The following is a 23124-nucleotide window of genomic DNA, read 5'->3' as shown; positions in this document are numbered from 1 at the left end:
GGAGCGGAGCGATGTTGACTTATCGTAGGAAGAAGCGTGAAGTCTGCTAGTCGATAGGCGCTGAAGCCGGACGTAGCACAAAAAGATAATGGGTTATCAACAACTTAAGCGCTTTATTTCCTAAACAATCAAAAAACCCTGTAAATCAGGGTTTTTCTTATTTTTTCTATATGTTCATACGCGGGGAAATGGTATAATTTAACCTAAATAATGAGAGCCATAGAGAGAAGGGGTAAAACTGCGTAACTTATTCCGAATCATGTTTTTTACGGCAGCATTGATCGTTATAAGCTTTTATATATATTCCCCTGAAGAAACGGGCCCCATAAAAGATGATACCTTTTCACTTCCTCCAAAACATGACAATGACGAGGCGATCCCCCATATCGACATAACCGATTCCGACAAGCAGCCCGCCGAAGGACTGGGTTCCTTTATCGGGAGGCCGGAGACTGATCTGATTGAAGGTTTCGGTGAGCCCGACCGGAAGGATCCTTCTGCCTACGGGTATGAATGGTGGGTCTACAATGATGAACTTGATTCATATATGCAGGCCGGTATTCAGGACGGTAAGGTTGTTACCATATATGCAGTTGGAAGCCAGTTGAATATCGCACCGTTTAAAATAGATCAACCGGTTGAGAATATTTACCGGTCAACTGTACTTGAGACAGAAATTGTAGTGAATACAAAAGAGGGAAGTTATCGATTCGAATTATCGGAAGAGGACTTGAATATCCGGCCGCTCATACAGCTCGGCGATATTTTTGCCCAGCTGTCCATTGATAAGTTCACCGGTTCATTGTTCAGTGTCAGATTTTTGGACAAAAAGACGCTTATCAGCCAGCGGCCGTATGAGCTGATTTACAGCGGTGATTTGATCGGCCCGGAAGAACCGGGGGAAGATGACTGGGAAGCCATTGAAAGGGGAAGCGAAAAGCAGATCTTTGATCTGACGAACAACTTCCGCATGCGCTTTGATCTCCCTGAACTGGAATGGGATGAAGAAGTTGCCGAAGTGGCATACGGGCATAGTAAGGATATGAGTGAAAATGAATATTTTGCGCATGATTCCCCGGCCTTCGGCGACTTGTCAAAACGGTTGAAGAAAGGGAAGGTTCCCTTCCAGACAGCCGGAGAAAATATAGCGGCCGACTATGTTGACGGGCCTGCTGCGGTTGAGGGCTGGCTTAATTCGGAAAACCACCGCAAAGCACTTTTGGATAAGGACTATACCTTGCTCGGTGTGGGGGTCTATAAGAAAAAATATACACAGAACTTTGTCAGGCCGTCCGAAATATGAAGCGTTTCCCGTTTGCGATGAACAATCATGCCCCATTATCATAATATAAATGGAGGATAAATTGAGGTGATTGTGATGGCCGGGAAAAAGCTTCATCCATCGGTAGAACGATTCAAATCATTTATTAAAGAGCATCCAAACCTCATAAAATTGGTAAGAAATGAAGAATACACCTGGCAGGAACTATATGAGGATTGGTATTTGCTCGGTGAAGACGATCCGAAATGGACCCAATATAAAAAAGAAAGCCCAACCAAGGCACCTGATCAAAAAAACGATGAGAAAAAATGGGTACAGCAATTGACCGGAATGTTTAAAAAGATGGATGCCAATCAAATGCAGCACCATATAAACAATTTGAGCGAGGCCATAGGAGCGATCCAAGGAGTTCTGGCCCAATTCCAAGGAAACAGCCAAAACAGCCAAGAAAATATACCACCGCAAAATGAAGCCCCGAGAAATCCATTTTCATTCCGGAAAGATTAAGGAAAAGGAGTGAGAGGAATGAGGGCGGATGTATTGCAATATATATATGCCAATAATGAATTGAAGCGTTTTATACGGGAACAGCCGCGGTGGTACCGGACACTTTCCCGCAAGCCCGAGCTATTGGAACAGTTTGAAATTGCCTCCAGCCATTATTTTGAAAAGACGATTCCTCACCGGGTCGAGAAGTTCTCCAGAGGCGTCCAAATGGCTTCAATGATGATGGGGATGCTACAGGCTATGAAATCATGAATTCAGAACACATAAAAAATTTATGTGTTCTTATTTTTTGCATGAACCTTATCCTTTGGGGAGAAAACTAAAGGCAAGAGGTGATGACGTTGAAAAAAATGACGGCATATATATTGATTGTTCTCATATTTGCCGGATGTGCACAAAGGCTGCCGGATCCTGAAGCCGATAAAGCTAAAGCGATGGAAACAAATGATGTAAGCAGCAAGGAAATGACGGTACGCCATAGTGTCCAGGGCAATTCATTATATATTGAATGTTTTATTCCCGGCATTTCTTTTTCCGATGCCAAGGACAGGCAATCAGGGAAAGCCCTTTTATATATTGACGGACAATTGTACAATGAATATGACACAGCCGCCTTCGTTGTTAAGGAAATTCCAAGCGGTGTCCACACATTTAAAATTGAAATAGTAGGAAAGGACAATAGGAAGCTTGGGATCAGCAAAAAGTTTACGGCAACAGTCGGTTGATGGTGCCGTCTAACGGGAAACATGGTAAAATAAGTGGTGGAGGTGAGCTCTTTGCTTGCTACACTTGAAAGGATTGAAATCATCGAGAGCGCCGAAGCGCTTGGAGAACTTATTCGGGAAACAGATATTGCCGAGCGGTATCGGCATTACTATCATAAATTGCAGGAAGATGCCAATACAAGAAAGAAAATTGCAGCGTTCGTCAAAATGAAAGAGTTATACGAAGATGTCCAAAGGTTCGGGCGCTACCATCCCGAATATAAAGAAATCATGAGAAAGACGAGAGAGCTTAAACGGGAGATGGATCTCGACGAAAATGTTGCAAACTTCCGGAAGGCGGAGAATGATCTGCAAGCATTGCTGGATCAAATAAGTGTGATTGTCAGCCATGCTGTTTCCGCCAATATCAAAGTGGATACCGGCAATCCTTTTTTTGATAAAGGTTCATCATGCTCTGGAGGATGCGGAACCGGCTCCGGTTGCGGATGCTCTGCATAACCACCAGGAAAGCAATAAAAAGGGGAACAAATATGTTTACAAAAAGACAGGGATTAATCATATGGCTGTATAATTTAAAAAATACAAAAATGCTCAGGCGCTTTGGAAATGTACATTTTGTCTCCAAACGGTTGAAATATGCCGTACTCTATTGCAATCAAAGCGAATTGGAGGCTTTGTCGGAAAAATTGGAATCACTCCCGTTTGTGAAAAAAGTGGAGCCATCCTACAAGCCTTTTCTTAAGACGGAATTTGAAAATGCGAAGCCCGACAAAGCGAAGGAATACGATTATAGGTTAGGTCTTTAAGAGCGGCGGCCCAAAACAGGGCCGTTTTTTGGTAATGGAGGGAATCGCTTGTTGACAAAAAGGGTTATTCGCTTTTCATTAATTCTTGCGTCCGTTGTCGGGTGCATCTTAATCATCCAGTGGAAAGGATATACCTCTGTAAAAGATGCGGCCACATTAAATATTGAGCAAACGTTTTCCGTTCGCCACACACATGATGAATTTGCTGTTAAGCAGGTTATTGCAAATCTTCCTGAGGGAATGTATAGCGTCCGGTTCCCTGCAAAAGCGATGGAAATCGATTGCAAATCAGGAGAGGATAAAGCCTGCAGGTGGGTGAATGGAAGCAACAGCAAATTGAAAGCTAAGGATGAGACTTTGACCTTTTCCTATAAACTTAAAGCGCCGAAGAAAGTTTCCGGACTTTTGCTGGAAGATTGGGGAGCCATAATTGAAGAGGCACCCAATATAACAACCCGGATCCAATTGACTGAACATAATTGGCGTAATGGCACCTGGGCAGCCGGGGCGGAATTAGCCGGAATGGAAAAAATGGAGGCCATCGATTATTATGTATTTGAAACGGAAGACAGGGTCCCTCCATTATATTGGCAGGAAAATGCCCTCGCTCCAATGGAAATGAACCAGCATCTTACCATTTATTCAGAAGGCAAGCCACCGTTAAACACATCAGTTTTTCAAAAACTCGTTCCGGACGAAAAATTGTTCATCATCATGTCCGGCCATGCAAAAGAACTGGCGGAAACAGGAAAACTGATCATTGTGCCGAAGAATAAAAAAAATGTTGAAGAAGAGCTTGCAAGGCTGCTGCTTGAAAGAAAGCTCTCATTCAGGAAAGGGAATGAGTGGATTCCGGATTTGATAGCCTCCGTAATGTTGGATACCCCCGCACATAACAATAAGGTGGAAAAAATGCGGAAAACGATGCTATCAGTACTGACAGAAGACCAAATTGAGCGCTGGCTTGAAAGCAGTCTTTCAGCAGGATCTGAAATGATCACAAGTGAAATGCTGGATGAACTGTTGGAAGATACGGCGGGGATTAAAACTGATTTTTTCCAAAAAAACGCGGATATGGGCAAGGCCTTTCAGCCGTTCTATTTTTTGGACAGGCGGAAAATATACATAGAAGGACGTAAAGCCGAAGATATTAAAATATTGTTTCAAAATGACCGGACATATATATCCTTCATTCCGTTAATTAAAAAACTTGGCTTTCGTATACTGGATTCATCCAAGCCTGATGAGATGATGATTGAAAAGAATGGGGACAAATACCATTTTGTTTTTTCAAAGAAATTATTTGCCAAAAACGGGCAGCAGTTTGGTTTTCAGAAGAACCCGTTTTTCACAGACCAAAATGAAATCTATTTGGATGCGGCCGCACTAAAGGGACTGTTTGACCTGGAAGTGAAGGAAAACAGCGATGAAATTAATATACAATAAAAAACCCTGCAGAAAAACTGCAGGGTCCTTCTATTTTCCGCATTAACGAAATAGAAGGCAAAGGGAGAGGAGAAACCGGAGGAAGAACTTATGGGGAAGCGTAAGTCTTCTCCGCGGTTGGCAACAACATCTGCTGCGATGTTGTTAATCATATTATCACCTGAAAAAGAACTTTTATACATGCGTTATGCAAACGAGCGCAGGCTTAAGTCGAATTTGATTAATATAGATTGTGGAATGCTTTTGTGTTAGTATAAAAAGCGATAATAAGGACGAATGGTGGCGAATATGAGGGTAATATCAGGAAACTGCAAGGGCAGGAAGCTGAAGTCGGTCCCGGGCAAATCAACCAGGCCGACGACAGATAAAATGAAAGAAACGATATTTAATTGGATCGGCCCCTATTTTTCCGGCGGTTCCTGCCTTGATTTATACGCAGGCAGCGGCGGCATCGGTTTGGAGGCACTGAGCAGGGGCATGGATTTTGCAATTTTTGTGGACAATAACAAACAGGCTATTCATACAATCAAGACGAATGTTTCCATATGCGGCATGGATGATAAATGCGAGATTTACAATAATGACTCAGAACGTGCATTAAGGGCGATAGACAAAAGAAAGCTGCAATTTGATCTGATTTTTTTAGATCCGCCTTATAAAAGGCAAAAGCTCGAGTCACTGCTTGAGATGATAGAAAAAAAGTCTTTACTAAAACAATCGGGCTGCATCATATGCGAGCATGATCCGGAAGTGGCGCTTCCGGAAACGATTGGCGGGCTGGAGCAAGTGAAAAGTGCCAGCTATGGAATGAGCAGTTTGGCTATGTATATTCATGAGAAAAAGAGGGGGAGCACTGATGACGAGCATCGCAGTATGCCCGGGAAGCTTTGATCCGGTGACAAACGGACATCTGGACATTATCCGACGTGGAGCAAAGGTTTTTGATGAAGTGTACGTGGTGGTTTTAAGCAATTCGTCCAAGAAGCCGTTATTTTCCACAGATGAAAGAACGGAATTGATTCGGAAAGTGACGAAAGATATAAAAAATGTCAAAGTGGATTCGTTTAACGGCCTTCTTGTCGATTATGCAAAAAGCATCCATGCCAATGCAATCATAAGAGGATTGAGAGCGGTCTCAGATTTCGAATATGAAATGCAGATCACCTCAATGAACAGGGTCCTGAATGAAAATATTGAAACATTTTTTATCATGACCAATAACCAGTATTCATTTTTGAGTTCCAGTATTGTAAAAGAAGTTGCAAAATACAATGCAGACATATCAGAGCTCGTTCCCTGGGAAGTGGAAAAAGCTTTAAAGAAAAAGTTTCATCATGATTAATCTAATTTTTTGACACCATTGTCTGTACATAGAACGCAATGCAAATCAATAACATAAGAATGGTGAAAAGGGGTCCAAACTGTTTCAGCCAATGAAACAAGTTTTCCCACCAGATGTCATATTCCTGTAAAAATACCGGAATGGATGTGGACTGGCCGCTTAAAAACCTTTGTTCGAAAGGTTTCCAGAAAAGAAATGTAAAAAAACCCGACAAAAAGCCATGAAGAATGCGGGCGATAAAGAATGGGCGAAAGCGGATATCAGTCTGGGCAAGTATGCTTGCCACCTGGGCTTGAACACTGAAACCGCTGAATCCGAGAATAAAGCTTGCCATGATGGCCTGCTGCATCAGGGTTGCTTCGTGAACCTGGCTGGTCATCTGGCTTCCGAGAGTGATTTCAAAAATACCGGCAATGGAAGGCATGCTTAAAGACGCCGGCAATTGGAAAATCATCAGGAAACCTTTTATCAGTTCAGCCAGAAATGCTGTAATATGCATGTGGAACAAAAGCTTGTTAACAACAGAAAACAATATGATGAAACCTCCGATCATAAGCAATGTGTGGATGGATGAAATGACAGCATCCCCCACCAGCTTTCCGATCGGTTTTTTATTTTTTAATCTTGTTTGATGCATAGCTGACAATGCTTCGGTCAAAAGGGGGCGTTTATATGCCTTTTTATCTCTTTTGGACTGCCTCTGGCCGAAATTTCTCATCATGATTCCTACAGAAAAATTGCCGATATAATGTGCAAAAGCCAATAGGAACCCCAATTTGGGATTATGGAAAAAGCCTACAGATACCGCACCGAAAATAAAAAGGGGGCTTGAGCAATTTGTAAAGGATACAAGTCTTTCCGCTTCATTGCGCGTCAAATGCCCCTCCTGCCGGAGCCGTGCGGTTATTTTTGCACCTGCAGGAAAACCGGAGGCCATTCCCATCGCCCAGGCGAACCCTCCCACTCCAGGAACCCTGAACAGCGGTCTCATCAACGGTTCCAGCAGTACTCCCATAAATTTAACGACCCCAAACCCTATCAGCAATTCGGAAAGTACAAAAAAAGGGAAAAGGGATGGAAAGACGATCTCCCACCACATGTTGAGGCCGCGGACGGATGCCTCAAAAGATTTATCCGGAAGAAGGACCATGGAAGCGGCCATTAATGTGACCATTGCGGCAAGGAAAATGGTTTTTATTTTTGATAAATTCAAGTTCTGACCTCCTTGTCCAAGGGACCCTACATAACCAATATACTCATAGGAGCCTTATTTAGACCATAAAATGGGGCAAGGGGGCGGTGAATGTGAAAAGACCGAAAATCGGCCTTGCACTCGGATCCGGGGGAGCAAGAGGCTTTGCCCATCTGGGGGTACTAAAAGCCCTTAAAGATCATTCCATCCCCGTAGATATGATTGCAGGCAGCAGCATGGGGGCGCTAATAGGGTGTTTTTACGGCTTCGGGCATGATATCAGCCAGCTTATTAAATTATCGAAAGCCTTTAAAAGGCAGTACTATATAGATTTTACAGTTCCAAAAATGGGATTTATCGCAGGCAATAGAGTGAAAAATTTAATCCACCTGTTTATGCAGGGGAAGAAGCTTGAAGATTTGGATATCCCTGTGGCCGTCATTGCGACGGATTTGCAGACAGGTGAAAAGGTTGTATTCAAGGAAGGGCCGATTCCGGAAATCGTGAGGGCAAGCATTTCCATTCCCGGAGTTTTTGTACCGGAAAAGGTGAATGGGAGGCTGATGGTCGACGGCGGGGTTGCGGACCGGGTCCCTGTATCGATCGTAAAAGAAATGGGGGCAAATATTGTCATAGGGGTGGACGTTTCAAGAGTGAATCGCCGTGCGGAGATCCTTACGGTATATGATGTGATCATGCAAAGCTTGGATATACTGCAGCAAGAGATTACCGCTGCAAGGGAAGTGGAGTCGGATATTATGATTCTTCCTCCGGTAGAGCATGTAAGCGCAAAGGCTTTTAAAAATATCGGAGAGATCATAAAAATAGGGGAAGAAGCCACCTTATTGAAATTGCCGTTGATCCAGGCGGCAATCCAAAGGTGGCATAAAGAAAACTCTGATTAATCGGCCATAATAGGCGGCTGGGCATATTCCAAGGATAGCAGATCTTTTCTCGCGGGCTCTTTCAATGCCTGTGAGTAGACAAGAGCCGCTTTCCGGTCAAGGGCGAGCATGTCCTGCGGGAAAGAGGATATCGTGGAAACCAGGGGCAAGGACAGATCCTTCTTCACCTTATTCAAATACTCTCTTCCTTTGGCGGACATTCCAAGCAGGCGTATATATCCCGGTGCTTCTCCGGCGGAATGTATATCGGCTCTTGAAGTATTGGTCAAAGCATGGACACATATTCTTTGCAATCGTGTCCATGTATAGCGCTTTGTTTTGGCCATTTCCATGAAAGATTGGAAGCTTTCGGCAGTTTGTGCTGCTTTTTGAAGGCGGTAAGGAAGCCCTTCTTCAATGTCATACATCTGATTCAGTTCCGCTTCCCCCATAGTTGCGAGGCGGTACTGCAAATACGGCCAATAATCCTCCCAGTCATGGAAGTGCCCGTATGTATGATAATATCCATCCATTTCAGTGAATGTACTTTCAGGAACATAGGGACGTATCCGATTCAAATTTCCTTCCTCTTTAATCAGCTTTCGTATTGAGGTGGCACTTGCAATTTGATCATCATGGATCGTTTCATCATCATGTTCCGCTGTGTTGCGTTTTACTGTAAAAAACTGCATGTTTGAATTTAATTTGTCGGCTGCAGATATGTAATGATAACCCAAAATATTATTTGGCCTTGATAAATCAACTGAATCTTTATTTTTTTCAAGTTCTGCGTATGCAAGGGCAAGGGCTTTCGGATAACTGACTCCCTGTTTTATATAAAATCTTATCTTTTGATTGTACTTCTCTTCCTGCTCCTTAAGCAGTTCCACAGTATGAAAAAACGGATCGATGCTCCCCGATTCGCTTCCAAAGCATATAGAACTGCACTTTAATGCATCAAGCAAATAGACGGATCCAAAAGCGAAAATCTCCGCTTTTTGAACAGCGAACGCATAGGGGATTTCTACTATGATGTCCGCCCCCGCGAGCAAAGCCATCTTTGTTCTCGTCCACTTTGAAACGATGGCAGGCTCGCCCCTTTGCAAAAAATTTCCGCTCATTGCAACAATGGCAACTTCGCTTTCCGAAACCTCTTTTGATTGGTTCAAATGAAAATAATGTCCATTATGAAATGGGTTATATTCAGCAACGATCCCAACACTTCTCATATAATCGTCTCCTTGCATTAACTTCTTCTGTTTATCATACTTTATTTTTTAAAATTTTAAAATATAAGAGGAGAAGCCTCCTCTTATATCCTCATTTGTCGTCTCTATGACCGTAATATCCGTGGCCGTATCCCGGATAGCCATGATGCCCATGATGTCCATGATGCCCATGATGGTAGCCGTGATGATATCCATAGCCCGGGTAGCCGCCGTAGCCCGGATAACCGCCGTACCCTGGATAGCCGCCATACCCCGGATAACCTCCGCCATATCCCGGATAGCCGCCCATGCCTGGAAACTGTCTGTCTTCCTTCTTCATAAATTGTTTCACCTCTCCTGAAATGCATTTCCACATAGTCTATGTTTATATCCTAAAAGTTGTATAAGCTCCTGCCTACTTGTTTTAATACACTAAATCATACGGTCTGAGTGCAATTGTACCTTATGGGGAAAAGTAAATAATGGGCTTATCAATCAGCAAGTGTAAAGAAGATTTTATTGACAAACAGTATGAGCAAAGCTATAATTACTTTTGTTGCCTAGAGGTGATGATAATGAAATGGACCATTGCCGAATTACATAAGTATGAGTATAAGGCGATGACATTCGACAAGACGATTGATCTTGCCGAAGAACTGAAAAAAGCGGATCCGGAGATCAGAGCGGTTTCTCCTATCCGGGTACAGGGAAGAGCAGATGTCGATTCCCATAAGGTGGCTTTCCATCTTCATATTACCGGGACTTTCACTTTGCCGTGTTCCAGGACTTTGGCAGATGTTGAATACCCATTTGATATTCATTCTATCGAAACCTTTTTATTAAAGCCGCTCGACTATGAGGTCGATGAGAATGAAGAGATTCATGAGGTCGAAGGCGGAGTCATTGACTTAAAGCCTGTCGTCTATGAACTGGTGCTTCTTGAAGTTCCGATCCAAGTTTTTTCGCCTGAGGCTGAAAAAGATGCATCGTTGCCATCCGGACATGATTGGGAAGTAATGACTGAAGACCAGTTATATGAGGCGAGAGAGCGTGAAAAGGAAAAAATTGATCCGCGCCTTGCCGATCTGGCAAAACTGCTTCAAAAAGACGAAGATGAAAAACAAAAATAAGATTCTACAACTTTTAAGGAGGTGGGAAGAATGGCAGTACCAAAAAGAAGAACGTCCAAGACGGCTAAAAGACAACGTCGTACTCACTTCAAACTGCGTGTGCCTGGAATGGTAGAGTGCCCCAATTGCGGTGAAATGAAACTTGCCCATCGTGTTTGCAAAGAGTGCGGAACATACAAAGGAAAATCAGTTGCTAATGATTAACTCGAAAGCGCAAGCGCCTGTTTATCGACGTACAGACTGGAGTGCTTCTGACGAGATAAAGGAAACACGGCGAGGAACGAGCCGATGTTGACTTATCGTAGGAAGAAGCGCGAAGTCTGCTAGTCGATAGGCGCTGAAGCTGGACGGCGAATAATACGAATTATTATTGATTTATATAGACTTTATAAGCTGCACTTTTAATACGGATACAAAAAACGTGAGGAGATTCAATCCTTCACGTTTTTTTGTTTTTCCACGTAGTTAAAGAAAGCAAAATTTCACCGAATTTTCTCTTCAAACAAAGATTACATAATGTCCAGCTCCAGGCGCCATCGGCGCAAGGATCAAGCCGCAAGAAAGCTTACTCAGGAAGAATGTGCTCCTGCGCCATAGCCTTTTCGAGGAAGCCTTGTTCAGCTCGTCGCAAAGCTGCACGCAGCCTCTCAGTGATGCTTTACACGGTGTGATTTAAATTAGCTGCTTTGCTGTGGTGGCTGAAAAGCTCCCTCATCAAAATTCGTCTTGTGCTTGTCGCCTAAGGCTGCGCGCCTTGCGCTTTTCTTATTTTCTATGGTATGTATGTGATATAAGAGAAAAAATCAGGGGGATAAAGGTGAAAGCATATTCTTCTACAGTATACACGAATGGTTTGCTTGTTTGGAAAATCAAACGTCCCGCAAAAAGGAATGCCATTAATTTTGAGGTAATGGACGGGCTGGAGCTGATGCTTGATGAGGTGGAAAGAGATCCCTTAATAAAGGCGGTGGCCATTACAGGTGAAGGAGAATATTCCTTTTGCTCGGGCGGAGATGTAGCAGAGTTCCACAATCTAAAAACAGAGGAGCAAGCCTATGCCATGTTGTCCAGAATGGGCAATTTGTTATACCGGCTTGCGGTTCTGCCCAAACCCACCGTTGCTGCCTTAAACGGATCGGCTGTGGGAGGCGGGTGTGAACTGGCTGCTGCCTGTGATATGAGGATAGCCAAAGCAGGTACGAAAGCCGGTTTCATTCAGGCGAACCTTGCCATTACTACAGGGTGGGGAGGAGCGAGCCTCCTTTATGAAAGGATGAACGCATCACTCGCTTTTAAGCTTTTGACAGAGGGGCGGGTATTGTCTGTACAAGAACTACTTAAATACGGATTCATAAACGAAATTTATGAAGGCAATACACTTAGTGCATTGAAGAAGTTCACGGAACATATTCTTTCAAAAGAAGCAAGTGTGTTAAATTCGTATAAAGAGGCAATGATTGAAAAAGTTACAGCAGGCAATTTAAAGGAACGGATGGACCAAGAAATCAGACGCTGTGCAGTACTTTGGGCAAAAGAAGAGCATCACCAGGCAGTTTCCCGGTTTCTGAAACGATAAATATCATTTCCCCGTTAGTCTATCTTTTCTATTACGTGCATATGTATGTGTTAAAAAAGTCAGGAGTGATTTGATTGGCGACTGGAAGACAGGATGCATGGACTGCCGAGGAAGATAGACTACTTGCTGAATTGGTCCTTTCACATATAAGGGAAGGAAGCACTCAACTGAAGGCATTCAAAGAGGCCGGGGCAAAATTGGCGAGGACTGCCGCGGCCTGCGGATTCCGTTGGAATTCCTATGTAAGGAAGGCATATCAAAATGAGATTTTGCTTGCAAAAAAAGAGAGAAAACACGCTCAAAAAAGCAGCACAACACCGTCAATGCATGAAAAAAATGAAAGCGAAGCCAGCCGCGAAAAGGAGGATTCACATTTATCCATCCGGGATGTAATAAGTTATTTAAATGGCCTGCAGGAAAATCAGGAAGCGAGTATTCAATCATACAGTGCATTGAAAGAGGAAAATCAGAGGTTAAGGCAGAAAATCGAGGAATTTAGCGGGAAAATGGAAGAGATGCAAAAAGAATATGGGAATCTGAAAGCGGAGTACTCCACATTGCTCACAATCTTGGATAAGGCACGAAAACTGGCGGCCAAGGAAGCTGGATATGAAACTACAGGAAAGGCGGATGGCACCTGAACTGTGCCCTGCTGATCTTGGCTTAACCCTGCCTTAAGCGCTTATAATTCCCAGAACAAAGGCGTTGGAGCCGGACGTAGCACAAAAAGATAATGAGTTATCTACAACTTAAGCGCTTTATAATTTCCTAACAATAAAAAAGCCGGGCCGATCGTTGATCGGCCCGGTGGCTGCTAGTAAGGCGGTTCTGGTTCGGGCGGAGCCTTGCGGACAAAAGCCATTATTCCGGCTATCAAATAAAGAAGTGCCGGTACAAATCCCAATCCGATGGAAATGATACCTGTCAACAAAGCACCTATGATGAACATCCATCCGGCTAATTTCGGCTTTTTATTTCCTTTTATGCTTATTACCCCAATCAGTCCCAGAACGATGCCGATAATGGATGCGATTACTACGGCCCATCCATAGCTTCCCAATCCTTCCATCAACATGTTGATATCTCCGGGGCTGAGATCAAGGTCCGGATCAGCAGCCATTCCCTCTTCCATTATTGATTTAACTTCATCAGATTTGGCCCATATTAAAACCATGCCGAACAACGACATCAGTGCGCTTGAAATGATGCCGATGATTCCAAGGACAAGTTCCCCTGTACGTTTCAAATAAAAACCTCCTATAGCTGTAAAAGTATACTAAAGTGTACGGGACAGGAACATATTTGGTTTCATTTATTCATTATTTTTTTGTTCAGTTACGCCTTCAGGATACCAGACAAGCGGATTTTCGCCCAGATCCCTTTCGACATCGTATTTGACGTTTTGAAACCCCATTTTTTCAAAAAATGGCCGGGAGTTTAAACGCGGGTTTGTCTTAATAGGCATATTAAAGCTTTTTGCATAATCGACAAGCTTCTTACCATACCCTTTTCCTTGAAAGCCCGGGAGGACCTCCAGTTTCCACAGCTCAAGATAATCCTGCGGCGGATCAAAATATTTGTCAAATTTAGCTTCCCTTTTGTACAGGCTCATGCGTGCTGCAAGTTTATCCCCGAAATAGATCCCGTAAAACGGAGAGTCCAGATCATCCTCCACGATGTTTTCCTGCAAATCCTCGAGCATGGAAAGTTCCTGGGCTCCATATTCCTTGAATTTTTTAAATTCCTCCATCGTTTTGTAGTTGATTCTAAGTTTTTTTACTTCCTCCGGCATGCTTTCATCCCCTTGTTGTAAATAATTTTCATTTTAATTATGTAATTTAAATCTAATTATATACCAAACTCCGAAAAATTTCAGATATAATGGAAAAGAGGAAGCGGTTACATCACTTGTGATGTCCGTGTCTTAGGTTTTGAAAAAAAGGAGACGGAGGAATGGAGATGAAAGAAATTCAGGCGACCATGGCAGGCACAGTTTGGAAAATTGAAGTCGGCGCCGGAGAAGATGTATCTCCGGGCCAAACAGTATTGATCTTGGAATCAATGAAAATGGAAATTCCAATCGAAAGTCCGGAAGCCGGTAAAATAACAAAAGTGAACGTCTCTTCCGGTGACTTTGTTAATGAAGGGGATATTCTTTTTATTATGGAATAATAGGCATTAAGGAGAGATTTTCATTATGGCTGATAAGACAGACAAAGATATTTTGCTTGAGAGAAAGAAAGCGGTCCAGGCAGGAGGCAGCCAAAAATATCATGAAAAATTAAAGCAGCAAAATAAAATGTTTGTAAGGGACCGGCTGTCCATCCTTTTTGATGAAGGGCGATATGAAGAAGACGGATTGTTTGCCAATTATCAGGCGGGGGATTTGCCGGCTGACGGTGTGGTCACAGCAATCGGCAAGGTGAACGGGCAAACCGTCTCGGTGATTGCCAATGACTCAACAGTCAAGGCAGGCTCGTGGGGCGCCAAGACAGTTGAAAAAATAATCAGGATGCAGGAAACTGCGGAAAAGTTAAAAGTTCCTTTGCTTTACTTGGTTGATTCTGCCGGAGCCAGGATAACGGATCAGCTGGAAATGTTTCCTAACCGGAGGGGTGCCGGAAGAATTTTTCACAATCAGGTGAAATTGTCAGGCATGGTTCCGCAGGTTTGCATTCTTTTCGGGCCATCTGCTGCAGGGGGTGCCTATATCCCCGCGTTTTGCGATATTGTCATCATGGTAGACAAGAATGCTTCTATGTACTTGGGATCTCCAAGAATGGCTGAAAAAGTCATTGGCGAGAAAGTGACCCTCGAAGAAATGGGCGGTGCGAGAATGCACTGCTCCGTCAGCGGCTGCGGAGATATTTTGGCCCAGTCGGAAGAGGAAGCCATAGCAGCAGCCAAGAAATATTTAACTTATTTTCCATCCAATTTTACAGAAAAGCCCAAGGAGTGTGAAGGAAAAGGCCCTAAAGAGGGAAGAGGGCTTGAAGAGATCATCCCCAAAAACCAAAATGCGCCTTTTGACATGTATGAGGCAATAGATGCCATCATTGATGAAGGCAGCTTCTTTGAAATCAAGAAACTTTTTGCTTCAGAACTCATTACCGGTTTTGCAAGAATTGGCGGCCAGACGGCAGGCATCATTGCGAATCAGCCCAAAGTGAAAGGCGGAGTCCTGTTTGTTGATTCTGCTGATAAAGGGGCCAAATTTATCCAGCTTTGCGATGCCTACCATATTCCGTTGCTATTTTTGGCTGACGTCCCAGGCTTCATGATCGGGACAAAGGTTGAAAGGGCAGGGATTATCAGGCACGGGGCCAAATTCATCGCAGCAATGAGCTCTGCCACTGTGCCAAAAATATCCGTCATCGTCCGCAAAGCATATGGGGCAGGGCTTTACGCCATGGCAGGACCTGCTTTTGAGCCTGATGTATGCATAGCCCTTCCAACAGCACAAATTGCAGTTATGGGGCCGGAGGCGGCGGTGAACGCAGTATATTCAAATAAAATCGAGGCTATCGAAGATCCCGAAGAACGCCGGACGTTCGTTTTTGAAAAACAGGAAGAATATAAGGAACATATTGATATATATAAGCTTGCGTCTGAATTGATCGTGGATGAAATAAGCGAGCCGGCAGATTTGCGAAGAACGCTGATTGACCGGTTCAATTTATACAAGACAAAAGATGTTGTATTCAGTACAAGGAAGCACCCTGTATATCCTGTTTGAATAAAAGTTCCTCTTTTTTTCGAAAGAGGAACTTTTTATTGGAAAAGGAATAGGCTGGAGAACGTTCATTTGCTAAAATAATAGTAAGTTTAATTAAGTAATTGGGTGATTGGATGCGAGTAGGTATAATTGGCGGAGGTTCCATCGGTTTGCTATTCGGAGCGTATTTGGGACAGAGCCATGAGGTAACCGTTTTTACAAGGAGAGAGGAACAGGCACAGAAAATCAGGGATATGGGAATCAGTCTCTTTTTTCAGGAAGCAGGGGAAAAAGTGATTGAAACGGATGCCGCAATCGGAGAATCAGGAATTTCAGATCAGGACATTCTGATCATTGCTGTAAAGCAGTATGATTTATCACATTTAATGTCTTTGCTTAGTTCCATTCCAAAGGAAATTCCGTTATGCTTCATCCAAAACGGAATGGGGCATCTGGAGTTTTTGAACACACTGCCGCAGGAGGAAATCCTGGTCGCGGCTGTAGAGCATGGTGCCAAGCGATTGGATGACCGGACCGTCTCTCATAATGGAGCCGGGCAAACGAACGTGTCTGTTTACAAAGGGAACTATGATATGGAAGAAAGGTTTCCGAAAAGTTCCGATCCAAGATTTCCGGTTTGCTTTCATGATGATTATCGGACTACATTGATCAATAAGCTGATGGCAAATGCGTTGATCAATCCGCTGACTGTGATTTTTCAGGTAAAGAACGGAAGGCTTGTTGATAATCCGTATTATTATGAGTTATTAAAACTAATGTTTGAAGAAATTTATTCGATTTTCCCCTTGGGCAATAAGGAAGAATTATTTAACAGCATCGTCGGTATCTGCAAAAATACTAAACAGAACACCTCATCCATGTTAAAGGATATCCAGGAAGGCAGAAAAACTGAAATAGATGCCATATTAGGATACATTCTCAAAATTGCGGAAAAAAAAGGGGCCAAGCTTAAGGCAGTTCAGATGGCTTATGTCATGGTCAAAGGAATCGAACAGGAGAGGAGATGAGCAATCAAAGGTGGGGACTCTTTTTTCATCAGCAGCAGCTTTATTCATCACGCTGCCGCTCCTTTTTTATATATTGATTTTCACAGTCGTCAAACAATTAACAAAAAATCACCGGAAAGCGCTCAATGCCGCCATTTATTCGACTACATTCGTGTTGATTGTCTCGGTGCATTTTTTAATCATGACCATATGGGAAAGCTCTTATTTGTTTATCATCATCTTATTCATGCTTGTCACGGCCGTGTTCTTCACTTTCCTGCATTGGAAAACAAGGGAAGAGATCATTTACCGGAAAGTGTTTGCAGGTTACCTGCGGCTCAACTTTCTCATGTTCTCGGTCTTTTACATCGGCCTTCTTTTATTTGGAATTATAACGAGAGCAAAAAGCTTGATTTTCAGTGTCTAGCATGAAGCCTTTAAGCAGGAAAATGTCATTTCTTCATATAGTTTGCTATACTTCATGTGATTGAAACAGTTGGAGAAAGGAAGTACATAGATGGAATTGGAAAATGCTGCCGTACCGGCAACGAATCGCTTTGCTTCGCTATACATTGAAAATATGGAATCTGTAAAAGATTTCTTCCAATATAACATAAAAGAAGAAACAGTTTTCCGGCAGCGATATGATGATTTGATGAAACGCCAATTTAACCGGGAAGGCATTGCAGAATGCATCGATCATTATATGAAAAAATTTCCAACTTCTGCCGCCGTTAAGCGTTCACTTGAATATTTTCGGGACCGCCGGTCGGTTGCAGTGATCGGCGGACAGCAGGCCGGGTTACTGACAGGGCCTTTATACACAATACATAAAATCATTTCGATCATAAAGTTGGCTGAACAGCAGGAAAGGGATTTGGGGCAGCCTGTTATTCCGATTTTTTGGATTGCAGGTGAAGATCATGATTATTTGGAGATTAACCATATATTTGCCCCGGGGAAAGAGAATTTTAAAAAGAAAAATTATAATGAAGCTTTCGCAGGGAAAATGATGGCTTCCCATATGGAGTTCGATAAAGAGAAGATGCAAGCATGGACCCGCCAAATCTTTTCATATTTTGGCGACCGTTCCCATACAAAGGATATGCTTGCTGTCATTGATGAAGCGATCTCAAATACAAGGACCTTTACCGAATTTTTTTCATATTTGATCATGTATTTCTTCAAAGATTACGGCCTGCTGCTCATTGACTCTGCGGACCCAATGCTCCGACAGCTTGAAAAGCCATTTTTCTCCAGCCTCATCAATAATAGACAAATGATCACCGATTCCGTACTGAACCAGCAGGAAAAAAAACAGGGCATGGGTTTTTCAAAAGCAATTGAAATTGACGGCTATGCCGCGAATCTCTTTTATTATCATGAAAATGAACGGGATCTGCTGGAGTTTGACCCGGAAGAAAAAGTATTTGTCAGCAAAACAAACGAATTGCGATTTACCGACGGGGAGCTCTTTGAATTGCTTGAATTATATCCTGAACGGTTCAGTAATAATGTGGTGACACGCCCCCTCATGCAGGAGTGGCTGTTTCCCACACTGGCATTTATTGCGGGGCCGGGGGAAATCGCATACTGGGGAGAGCTGCTTCCCGCATTTCAGGCAATGGGGAGCCAGATGCCGCCCATTGTTCCAAGGCTGAATATCACGCTCCTTGATAAGACAACGGACCGGAACCTGGATGAATTGAATTTGTCCGTTGCTAAGGTGTTGGAAAAAGGAACAGCCGACGACCGAAACCGTTTTATGTCTTCCATTAAAGATGACGGGTTTGAGTCACTGATCCAGGGTACGAAAGAGGTATTGGCTGGACAATATAAGAGAATCATTGCAAGAATAAATGAAATTGACCGGGGGCATGTTCAGCTGGCGGAAACTAACTTGGCCATGCAAATCAGGCAATTGGAATTTTTGCAAAGAAAAGTGGAAGACAGTATGACAAAGAAGCACAGTGCTGTGCTAGAAAAATATCATCGTGTTGAGCAGATGCTCAAACCCGACGGCCAGCCTCAGGAAAGAATCTGGAACATCTTTTATTATCTCAATGAATACGGAAAAAATTTTATCGATGAACTGTTAAACTTGCCATATGAATTTGACGGCAGACATAAAATTATAAGGATATAAATGGAAAAAAGCCGCTTCCTCGGGAGCAGGCTTTTTTTTTATCGAAAAGCAAAGATAAAAACCCGGGAAAATAGATTAAAAAAGTGTGGTGGCAAGTGGGGGATTGTGGTACAGTAATTATAGAAAGTGGGGGCAATGTCCATGTTCATGGGTGAATACCAGCATAACATTGATGCAAAAGGCCGTCTGATCGTGCCTGCCAAATATAGGGAGCACTTGGGGGATTCATTCGTCGTTACCCGGGGGCTGGATCAATGTTTGTTTGGTTACCCGATGGAAGAATGGAAAAAGATCGAAGAAAAATTAAAAGCCCTTCCACTGACCAAGAAAGACGCACGTGCTTTTACCCGGTTTTTTTTCTCGGGAGCCGTGGAATGTGAACTGGACAAGCAGGGCAGGGTCAATTTGCCCGCTTCGCTTCTTGGCTATGCGAAACTGGAAAAAGAATGTGTCATTTTAGGGGTATCCAGCCGTTTTGAGATTTGGAGCAAAGATTTATGGGAAGACTATTCTTTAGCATCTGAAGAATCTTTTGCAGAAATAGCCGAGAATATGATTGACTTCGACATTTAAACGTCACGTAAGCTTGTTGAATGATTTGGATGGTGAATTGTAAAATTGTTTTCCCATACGACAGTATTGTTACAAGAGACAGTTGATGGACTGAAAATAAAGCCAAACGGTACATATGTCGATTGCACACTGGGCGGTGCAGGACACAGCTCATACCTTTTGTCCCAAATATCAGGCGGCGGAAAGCTGATCGCCTTTGATCAGGATGAGACGGCTATTGCGAATGCAGAAAAAAAGCTCGCAGATTACAAAGACAAATTGATATTGGTAAAAAGCAATTTTAAGGATCTGGCTGCTGAATTGGAGAATTTGGGAATAACCCATGTGGATGGAATTCTTTATGATCTGGGAGTATCCTCACCGCAGCTGGATACTCCCGAACGGGGTTTCAGTTATCACCATGATGCGCCATTGGATATGAGGATGGACTTGGACGGAGAGATCTCGGCCTATGATGTCGTGAACGAATGGCCATATGAAGATTTGGTACGGATTTTCTTTCGGTACGGGGAAGAAAAGTTTTCGAAGCTAGTGGCGAGGAATATCGAGTCGGCAAGAAGGAAACAGCCTATTAAGTCAACAGGCGAGCTGGTTGATATTATCAAAGAGAGCATTCCGGCACCGGCGCGAAGAAAAGGCGGCCATCCGGCCAAAAGGATTTTTCAAGCCATACGGATCGCCGTCAATGATGAATTGAAAGCTTTTGAAGATTCATTGAAACAGGCTATTCGTCTTTTAAATCCCGGTGGAAGGATTAGCGTAATTACATTCCATTCACTGGAAGACCGGATTTGCAAACATGTATTCAAAGAAGCGAGCGAAGGCCCTGATCTTCCGCCGGGATTTCCGGTCATTCCTGAAGAGTACAAGCCTGTACTGAAACTGGTAAATAGAAAGCCGATTGTTCCAACAGAGGCTGAATTGGAAGCCAATAATCGTTCGAGATCAGCGAAATTACGAATAGCAGAAAAATTATAGACCTAAAAAACAGATAGAAATGGGGGAAAACTAATGAGCAACTTGGCACGCCAACTTCAACAAAATAATAGTGCCCAGCAAAAGGAAGTCCAAATAACAAAAGTCCAGCGGCATGTTAAAATAAGCCCGGGCGAAAAAGTGTTGTATTTGCTTCTCGCTGCATTTATAATTTTTATGGCAGTGAAAATTGTCACGGTTCAGGCGGCGGTTTACGAAGTGAATAAAGATGTACAGGAAATGGAAAGAACCATACAGAAACATGAGAAAGTCAACGATGACCTGGCGATGCAAGTTGACGAGCTCAGCAGATACGAGCGGGTTTGGAAGAAAGCCAAAGAACTGGGGCTGAACCTGAACGAGAATAATGTTAAGGTTGTTGAGAATAAATGAATGTTCAAAAAAAAAATAGAAACATAGGAGCGGCGCTGTTATTTTTTATATTCGGGCTGCTTTTTTTTGTCTTGGCAGTACGTTTCATAACAATCCAGTATACCGGTGAGGTGAAGGGGCAGGCGCTGGCTGCAAAAGCCTCGCAAATGTATTTGCGGACCGATGTGTTAAAAGCCAAGAGAGGGACCATTTATGACCGCGAAGGTGAGGTGATCGCCGAAGATTCAGCATCTTACACACTCATCGCTGTATTGGATGAGACGGTTACTGCGGACCCGGAGCACCCTAACCATGTAGTGGATCCGGAGAAAACAGCCAGGGAACTCTCTGAACATATTCCACTCAGTGAGCAGGAAATCTATGAGCTGCTGACAAAGAAAGAGCGGAAGCAGGTCGAATTTGGCCCGGCAGGAAGAGATCTTTCCCACCGGGTGAAAGAGGAAATTGAAAAGCTGAAATTGCCGGGCATAGGGTTCATCAAAGATACAAAACGCTTTTATCCGAACGGCATCTTCGCTTCCCATTTGATTGGCTATGCCCAAAGAGAGCAGGCTGATGGGAAACCTTCAGAAATTGTCGGGAAAGCGGGATTGGAACAAAGCTATAATAAAATGCTTACAGGCAAGGATGGTTCCCTTACATACAAGGGAGATGTCTGGAACTATATTTTGCCTAACGCCAAAAAACAGATCAAAGAGCCGAAAAACGGCAATGACATTTATTTGACTATTGATAAAAAAATCCAGACGTTTCTTGAAGATGCGATGAATAAGGTGGATCAGAAATATTCACCTGACAGGATCCTTGCAGTTGTCGCCGATCCGAAGACGGGAGCAATCCTAGGTATGGGACAGCGCCCCACCTATCATCCGGTCACCCGGGAGGGAATAGAAAAAACATGGCATAACGAAGTGGTTGAAAGTTCCTTTGAACCAGGATCGACAATGAAAATATTTTCATTGGCAGCATCCGTTGAAGAAGGGGTCTTCAATCCGAATGCGACATTCCCTTCCGGAAAATATTATATAAACAAGAAGCAGCCGCCGATCAAAGATCATAACCAAGGACGCGGCTGGGGCCCTATCACTTACCTGGAAGGGGTCCAGCGCTCCTCAAACGTCGGATTTGCATACCTTTTGGAAAAAATGGGCACAGATACTTGGCGGGAGTATATGGACAAATTTAAATTCGGCCAAAAAACGGGCATTGCCCTTCCGAATGAAGCAAGCGGAAAAATTTTGTATGATTGGCCGATTGAAAAAGTGACAAGTGTATTTGGGCAGGGGACGACAGTGACATCCATGCAGATGATTCAAGCCGCTTCAGCAATCGCCAATGATGGTAAGATGATGAAGCCGTATGTGGTCGATAAAATTGTGGATCCGGCTACCGGGGATGTCACCGAAACAAAGCCCGAAGTGAGCGGACAGCCGCTGAGCCCAAAAAGTGCCAAAGAAGTGAGGGATATTCTAGAAACTGTCATTACATCGGATAACGGTACCGGAAATCAATTCTACCAGCTCGATGGATATTCCGTGGCAGGGAAAACCGGAACTGCACAAATAGCTGCTCCAGGAGGCGGGTATTTGCAGGGAAGGGAGAACTATATCTTTTCTTTTTTGGGAATGGCTCCGAAAGACAATCCTAAACTGCTTATGTATGTGGTTGTAGAAAAGCCGAAACTTAAGCAGGATGAAAATGGAGCATTGCCCGTTTCGGAAATATTCAAGCCGGTGATGAAAAGCAGTCTCCAGTATTTGAACATCGAGCCCGAAAAGAAAAAAGAGGCTGTCATCATAGAATTGCCGGATTTGACCGAAATGAATGCTCGGCAGGCATCAGCACATTTAAAAGAAAAGGGCCTTGTGCCAGTGCTTCTTGGCAGTGGAGAAAAGGTTCTTGCCCATTCTCCCAAACATGGCGATACAGTCATAGAAGGGGAAAGGGTGATCATTAAGACGGACGGAAAGCTTTCAATTCCGGATATGGCAGGATGGTCGAAAAGAGACGTTCTCAAGGTGGCCAAACTGGCGGAATTAAAGGTGAATATGGTTGGAAACGGCTATTTGACAAAGCAAAACATAAAGCCTAAATCCCAGGTTTCACCCGGTGACCAGCTTGTAGCCAATTTTGCGTCCCAAGCTGATATTATGGAAAAAAAGAAATCCGAAAATGACAAGACTGATGAAGAAGCGCCGCTGGACTGATCCGGCGGCG

28 protein-coding genes are annotated in these 23124 nt (G+C 43.5%); 23 read left to right on the top strand and 5 right to left on the bottom strand.

Going from position 1 to position 23124, the window contains the following annotated elements; all coding sequences use genetic code 11:
* Nucleotides 1-259: 259 nt before the first annotated feature.
* The 9 genes from FS666_RS11095 (at nucleotide 260) to coaD (ending at nucleotide 6108) form a co-directional block, all read left to right on the top strand.
* Nucleotides 260-1303: a CAP domain-containing protein gene (locus tag FS666_RS11095; RefSeq protein ID WP_120073929.1), complete on the top strand. Its 1044-nt coding sequence runs from the start codon at nucleotides 260-262 to the stop codon at nucleotides 1301-1303.
* 75 nt (nucleotides 1304-1378) lie between these two features.
* The gene (gene ylbD / locus FS666_RS11090) at nucleotides 1379-1789 is read left to right on the top strand and encodes a YlbD family protein (RefSeq protein ID WP_120073972.1); all 411 of its coding nucleotides are present in this window, start codon (nucleotides 1379-1381) and stop codon (nucleotides 1787-1789) included.
* A gap of 18 nt (nucleotides 1790-1807) precedes the next feature.
* Nucleotides 1808-2041, top strand: coding sequence for a YlbE-like family protein (locus tag FS666_RS11085; RefSeq protein ID WP_120073927.1), 234 nt, complete (start codon nucleotides 1808-1810; stop codon nucleotides 2039-2041).
* Between the two features lie 89 nt (nucleotides 2042-2130).
* Complete coding sequence (locus FS666_RS11080) at nucleotides 2131-2514, top strand: hypothetical protein (RefSeq protein WP_120073925.1); 384 nt, start codon at nucleotides 2131-2133, stop codon at nucleotides 2512-2514.
* Nucleotides 2515-2565: 51 nt separating this feature from the next.
* The gene (locus FS666_RS11075; RefSeq protein ID WP_120073923.1) at nucleotides 2566-3012 is read left to right on the top strand and encodes a YlbF/YmcA family competence regulator; all 447 of its coding nucleotides are present in this window, start codon (nucleotides 2566-2568) and stop codon (nucleotides 3010-3012) included.
* A 32-nt stretch (nucleotides 3013-3044) separates the two neighbouring features.
* A complete protein-coding gene (locus FS666_RS11070) occupies nucleotides 3045-3320 on the top strand; it encodes a YlbG family protein (RefSeq protein WP_120073921.1) in 276 nt (91 codons plus the stop codon).
* Nucleotides 3321-3368: 48 nt separating this feature from the next.
* A complete protein-coding gene (locus FS666_RS11065; RefSeq protein ID WP_144460691.1) occupies nucleotides 3369-4766 on the top strand; it encodes a hypothetical protein in 1398 nt (465 codons plus the stop codon).
* A 288-nt stretch (nucleotides 4767-5054) separates the two neighbouring features.
* Nucleotides 5055-5657 (top strand): 16S rRNA (guanine(966)-N(2))-methyltransferase RsmD, encoded by a 603-nt coding sequence (gene rsmD / locus FS666_RS11060; RefSeq protein WP_120073917.1) that lies wholly within the window; start codon nucleotides 5055-5057, stop codon nucleotides 5655-5657.
* Entirely contained in the window at nucleotides 5623-6108 is a 486-nt protein-coding gene (coaD, locus tag FS666_RS11055; protein ID WP_120073915.1) for a pantetheine-phosphate adenylyltransferase, read from the top strand. Before rsmD ends, coaD begins: the two co-directional genes overlap by 35 nt.
* A gap of 1 nt (nucleotide 6109) precedes the next feature.
* Here coaD and ylbJ read toward each other — a convergent pair whose 3' ends face one another.
* Nucleotides 6110-7321, bottom strand: a complete 1212-nt coding sequence (gene ylbJ, locus FS666_RS11050) for a dipicolinic acid transporter SpoVV (RefSeq protein ID WP_120073913.1) — start codon at nucleotides 7319-7321, stop codon at nucleotides 6110-6112.
* Between the two features lie 92 nt (nucleotides 7322-7413).
* Between ylbJ and FS666_RS11045 the strand changes: the two genes are divergently transcribed.
* Entirely contained in the window at nucleotides 7414-8205 is a 792-nt protein-coding gene (locus tag FS666_RS11045; RefSeq protein ID WP_120073911.1) for a patatin-like phospholipase family protein, read from the top strand.
* Here the strand turns inward: FS666_RS11045 and FS666_RS11040 are convergent.
* On the bottom strand, nucleotides 8202-9413 hold the full coding sequence (locus FS666_RS11040; protein ID WP_120073909.1) for a nucleotidyltransferase: 1212 nt from the start codon (nucleotides 9411-9413) through the stop codon (nucleotides 8202-8204). The genes FS666_RS11045 and FS666_RS11040 overlap by 4 nt on opposite strands.
* Nucleotides 9414-9504: 91 nt before the next feature.
* A complete protein-coding gene (locus tag FS666_RS11035) occupies nucleotides 9505-9732 on the bottom strand; it encodes a hypothetical protein (RefSeq protein ID WP_120073907.1) in 228 nt (75 codons plus the stop codon).
* A gap of 235 nt (nucleotides 9733-9967) precedes the next feature.
* Here FS666_RS11035 and FS666_RS11030 point away from each other — a divergent pair, with 235 nt between their 5' ends.
* The 4 genes from FS666_RS11030 to FS666_RS11015 all read left to right on the top strand — a co-directional run bounded on the left by FS666_RS11030 (nucleotide 9968) and on the right by FS666_RS11015 (nucleotide 12739).
* The gene (locus tag FS666_RS11030) at nucleotides 9968-10522 is read left to right on the top strand and encodes a YceD family protein (RefSeq protein WP_120073905.1); all 555 of its coding nucleotides are present in this window, start codon (nucleotides 9968-9970) and stop codon (nucleotides 10520-10522) included.
* A 30-nt stretch (nucleotides 10523-10552) separates the two neighbouring features.
* Complete coding sequence (rpmF, locus tag FS666_RS11025; protein ID WP_120073902.1) at nucleotides 10553-10726, top strand: 50S ribosomal protein L32; 174 nt, start codon at nucleotides 10553-10555, stop codon at nucleotides 10724-10726.
* Between the two features lie 613 nt (nucleotides 10727-11339).
* Nucleotides 11340-12098, top strand: coding sequence for an enoyl-CoA hydratase/isomerase family protein (locus FS666_RS11020; protein WP_120073899.1), 759 nt, complete (start codon nucleotides 11340-11342; stop codon nucleotides 12096-12098).
* Nucleotides 12099-12172: 74 nt separating this feature from the next.
* Complete coding sequence (locus FS666_RS11015) at nucleotides 12173-12739, top strand: RsfA family transcriptional regulator (protein ID WP_120073897.1); 567 nt, start codon at nucleotides 12173-12175, stop codon at nucleotides 12737-12739.
* 173 nt (nucleotides 12740-12912) lie between these two features.
* Here FS666_RS11015 and FS666_RS11010 read toward each other — a convergent pair whose 3' ends face one another.
* Nucleotides 12913-13344: a DUF4064 domain-containing protein gene (locus tag FS666_RS11010; RefSeq protein WP_120073895.1), complete on the bottom strand. Its 432-nt coding sequence runs from the start codon at nucleotides 13342-13344 to the stop codon at nucleotides 12913-12915.
* Nucleotides 13345-13410: 66 nt separating this feature from the next.
* The gene (locus tag FS666_RS11005; RefSeq protein ID WP_120073893.1) at nucleotides 13411-13890 is read right to left on the bottom strand and encodes an N-acetyltransferase; all 480 of its coding nucleotides are present in this window, start codon (nucleotides 13888-13890) and stop codon (nucleotides 13411-13413) included.
* A gap of 167 nt (nucleotides 13891-14057) precedes the next feature.
* Between FS666_RS11005 and FS666_RS11000 the strand changes: the two genes are divergently transcribed.
* The 9 genes from FS666_RS11000 to FS666_RS10960 all read left to right on the top strand — a co-directional run bounded on the left by FS666_RS11000 (nucleotide 14058) and on the right by FS666_RS10960 (nucleotide 23114).
* A complete protein-coding gene (locus FS666_RS11000; RefSeq protein WP_120073970.1) occupies nucleotides 14058-14270 on the top strand; it encodes an acetyl-CoA carboxylase biotin carboxyl carrier protein subunit in 213 nt (70 codons plus the stop codon).
* Between the two features lie 25 nt (nucleotides 14271-14295).
* Complete coding sequence (locus FS666_RS10995; protein ID WP_144460690.1) at nucleotides 14296-15834, top strand: acyl-CoA carboxylase subunit beta; 1539 nt, start codon at nucleotides 14296-14298, stop codon at nucleotides 15832-15834.
* 113 nt (nucleotides 15835-15947) lie between these two features.
* Nucleotides 15948-16841, top strand: coding sequence for a 2-dehydropantoate 2-reductase (locus tag FS666_RS10990; protein ID WP_144460689.1), 894 nt, complete (start codon nucleotides 15948-15950; stop codon nucleotides 16839-16841).
* Nucleotides 16804-17247 carry a DUF3397 domain-containing protein gene (locus FS666_RS10985; RefSeq protein WP_235870378.1) on the top strand — a complete coding sequence of 148 codons (444 nt, stop codon included), beginning with the start codon at nucleotides 16804-16806 and terminating at the stop codon, nucleotides 17245-17247. The genes FS666_RS10990 and FS666_RS10985 overlap by 38 nt, the downstream gene beginning before the upstream one ends.
* A 90-nt stretch (nucleotides 17248-17337) precedes the next feature.
* Nucleotides 17338-18966, top strand: coding sequence for a bacillithiol biosynthesis cysteine-adding enzyme BshC (gene bshC, locus FS666_RS10980; RefSeq protein WP_144460688.1), 1629 nt, complete (start codon nucleotides 17338-17340; stop codon nucleotides 18964-18966).
* 141 nt (nucleotides 18967-19107) lie between these two features.
* The gene (gene mraZ / locus FS666_RS10975) at nucleotides 19108-19539 is read left to right on the top strand and encodes a division/cell wall cluster transcriptional repressor MraZ (RefSeq protein WP_120073883.1); all 432 of its coding nucleotides are present in this window, start codon (nucleotides 19108-19110) and stop codon (nucleotides 19537-19539) included.
* Nucleotides 19540-19584: 45 nt separating this feature from the next.
* On the top strand, nucleotides 19585-20517 hold the full coding sequence (gene rsmH / locus FS666_RS10970; protein ID WP_144460687.1) for a 16S rRNA (cytosine(1402)-N(4))-methyltransferase RsmH: 933 nt from the start codon (nucleotides 19585-19587) through the stop codon (nucleotides 20515-20517).
* A gap of 33 nt (nucleotides 20518-20550) precedes the next feature.
* Nucleotides 20551-20907 carry a cell division protein FtsL gene (gene ftsL, locus FS666_RS10965; protein WP_120073879.1) on the top strand — a complete coding sequence of 119 codons (357 nt, stop codon included), beginning with the start codon at nucleotides 20551-20553 and terminating at the stop codon, nucleotides 20905-20907.
* Nucleotides 20904-23114 (top strand): penicillin-binding protein, encoded by a 2211-nt coding sequence (locus FS666_RS10960; RefSeq protein ID WP_144460686.1) that lies wholly within the window; start codon nucleotides 20904-20906, stop codon nucleotides 23112-23114. Before ftsL ends, FS666_RS10960 begins: the two co-directional genes overlap by 4 nt.
* Nucleotides 23115-23124: the final 10 nt, after the last annotated feature.

Source organism: Siminovitchia fortis, from assembly GCF_007681465.1.
GTDB classification, from domain to species: Bacteria; Bacillota; Bacilli; order Bacillales; family Bacillaceae_C; genus Siminovitchia; species Siminovitchia fortis.
The sequence above is the reverse complement of the archived record's forward strand: the minus strand, read 5'-3'. Positions and strand labels throughout refer to the sequence as shown.

What these genes read in the sequence shown, in the direction of transcription:
- ylbD (WP_120073972.1), top strand. Translation starts at nt 1,379, where the DNA reads ATGGCCGGGAAAAAGCTTCATCCATCGGTAGAACGATTCAAATCATTT.
- FS666_RS11030 (WP_120073905.1), top strand. Translation starts at nt 9,968, where the DNA reads ATGAAATGGACCATTGCCGAATTACATAAGTATGAGTATAAGGCGATG.
- FS666_RS10985 (WP_235870378.1), top strand. Translation starts at nt 16,804, where the DNA reads ATGTCATGGTCAAAGGAATCGAACAGGAGAGGAGATGAGCAATCAAAG.
- FS666_RS11095 (WP_120073929.1), top strand. Translation starts at nt 260, where the DNA reads ATGTTTTTTACGGCAGCATTGATCGTTATAAGCTTTTATATATATTCC.
- FS666_RS11040 (WP_120073909.1), bottom strand. Translation starts at nt 9,413, where the DNA reads ATGAGAAGTGTTGGGATCGTTGCTGAATATAACCCATTTCATAATGGA.
- FS666_RS11070 (WP_120073921.1), top strand. Translation starts at nt 3,045, where the DNA reads ATGTTTACAAAAAGACAGGGATTAATCATATGGCTGTATAATTTAAAA.
- FS666_RS11035 (WP_120073907.1), bottom strand. Translation starts at nt 9,732, where the DNA reads ATGAAGAAGGAAGACAGACAGTTTCCAGGCATGGGCGGCTATCCGGGA.
- rpmF (WP_120073902.1), top strand. Translation starts at nt 10,553, where the DNA reads ATGGCAGTACCAAAAAGAAGAACGTCCAAGACGGCTAAAAGACAACGT.
- FS666_RS11085 (WP_120073927.1), top strand. Translation starts at nt 1,808, where the DNA reads ATGAGGGCGGATGTATTGCAATATATATATGCCAATAATGAATTGAAG.
- FS666_RS11005 (WP_120073893.1), bottom strand. Translation starts at nt 13,890, where the DNA reads ATGCCGGAGGAAGTAAAAAAACTTAGAATCAACTACAAAACGATGGAG.
- bshC (WP_144460688.1), top strand. Translation starts at nt 17,338, where the DNA reads ATGGAATTGGAAAATGCTGCCGTACCGGCAACGAATCGCTTTGCTTCG.
- FS666_RS11000 (WP_120073970.1), top strand. Translation starts at nt 14,058, where the DNA reads ATGAAAGAAATTCAGGCGACCATGGCAGGCACAGTTTGGAAAATTGAA.
- ftsL (WP_120073879.1), top strand. Translation starts at nt 20,551, where the DNA reads ATGAGCAACTTGGCACGCCAACTTCAACAAAATAATAGTGCCCAGCAA.
- coaD (WP_120073915.1), top strand. Translation starts at nt 5,623, where the DNA reads ATGACGAGCATCGCAGTATGCCCGGGAAGCTTTGATCCGGTGACAAAC.
- FS666_RS10990 (WP_144460689.1), top strand. Translation starts at nt 15,948, where the DNA reads ATGCGAGTAGGTATAATTGGCGGAGGTTCCATCGGTTTGCTATTCGGA.
- rsmD (WP_120073917.1), top strand. Translation starts at nt 5,055, where the DNA reads ATGAGGGTAATATCAGGAAACTGCAAGGGCAGGAAGCTGAAGTCGGTC.
- FS666_RS10995 (WP_144460690.1), top strand. Translation starts at nt 14,296, where the DNA reads ATGGCTGATAAGACAGACAAAGATATTTTGCTTGAGAGAAAGAAAGCG.
- FS666_RS10960 (WP_144460686.1), top strand. Translation starts at nt 20,904, where the DNA reads ATGAATGTTCAAAAAAAAAATAGAAACATAGGAGCGGCGCTGTTATTT.
- mraZ (WP_120073883.1), top strand. Translation starts at nt 19,108, where the DNA reads ATGTTCATGGGTGAATACCAGCATAACATTGATGCAAAAGGCCGTCTG.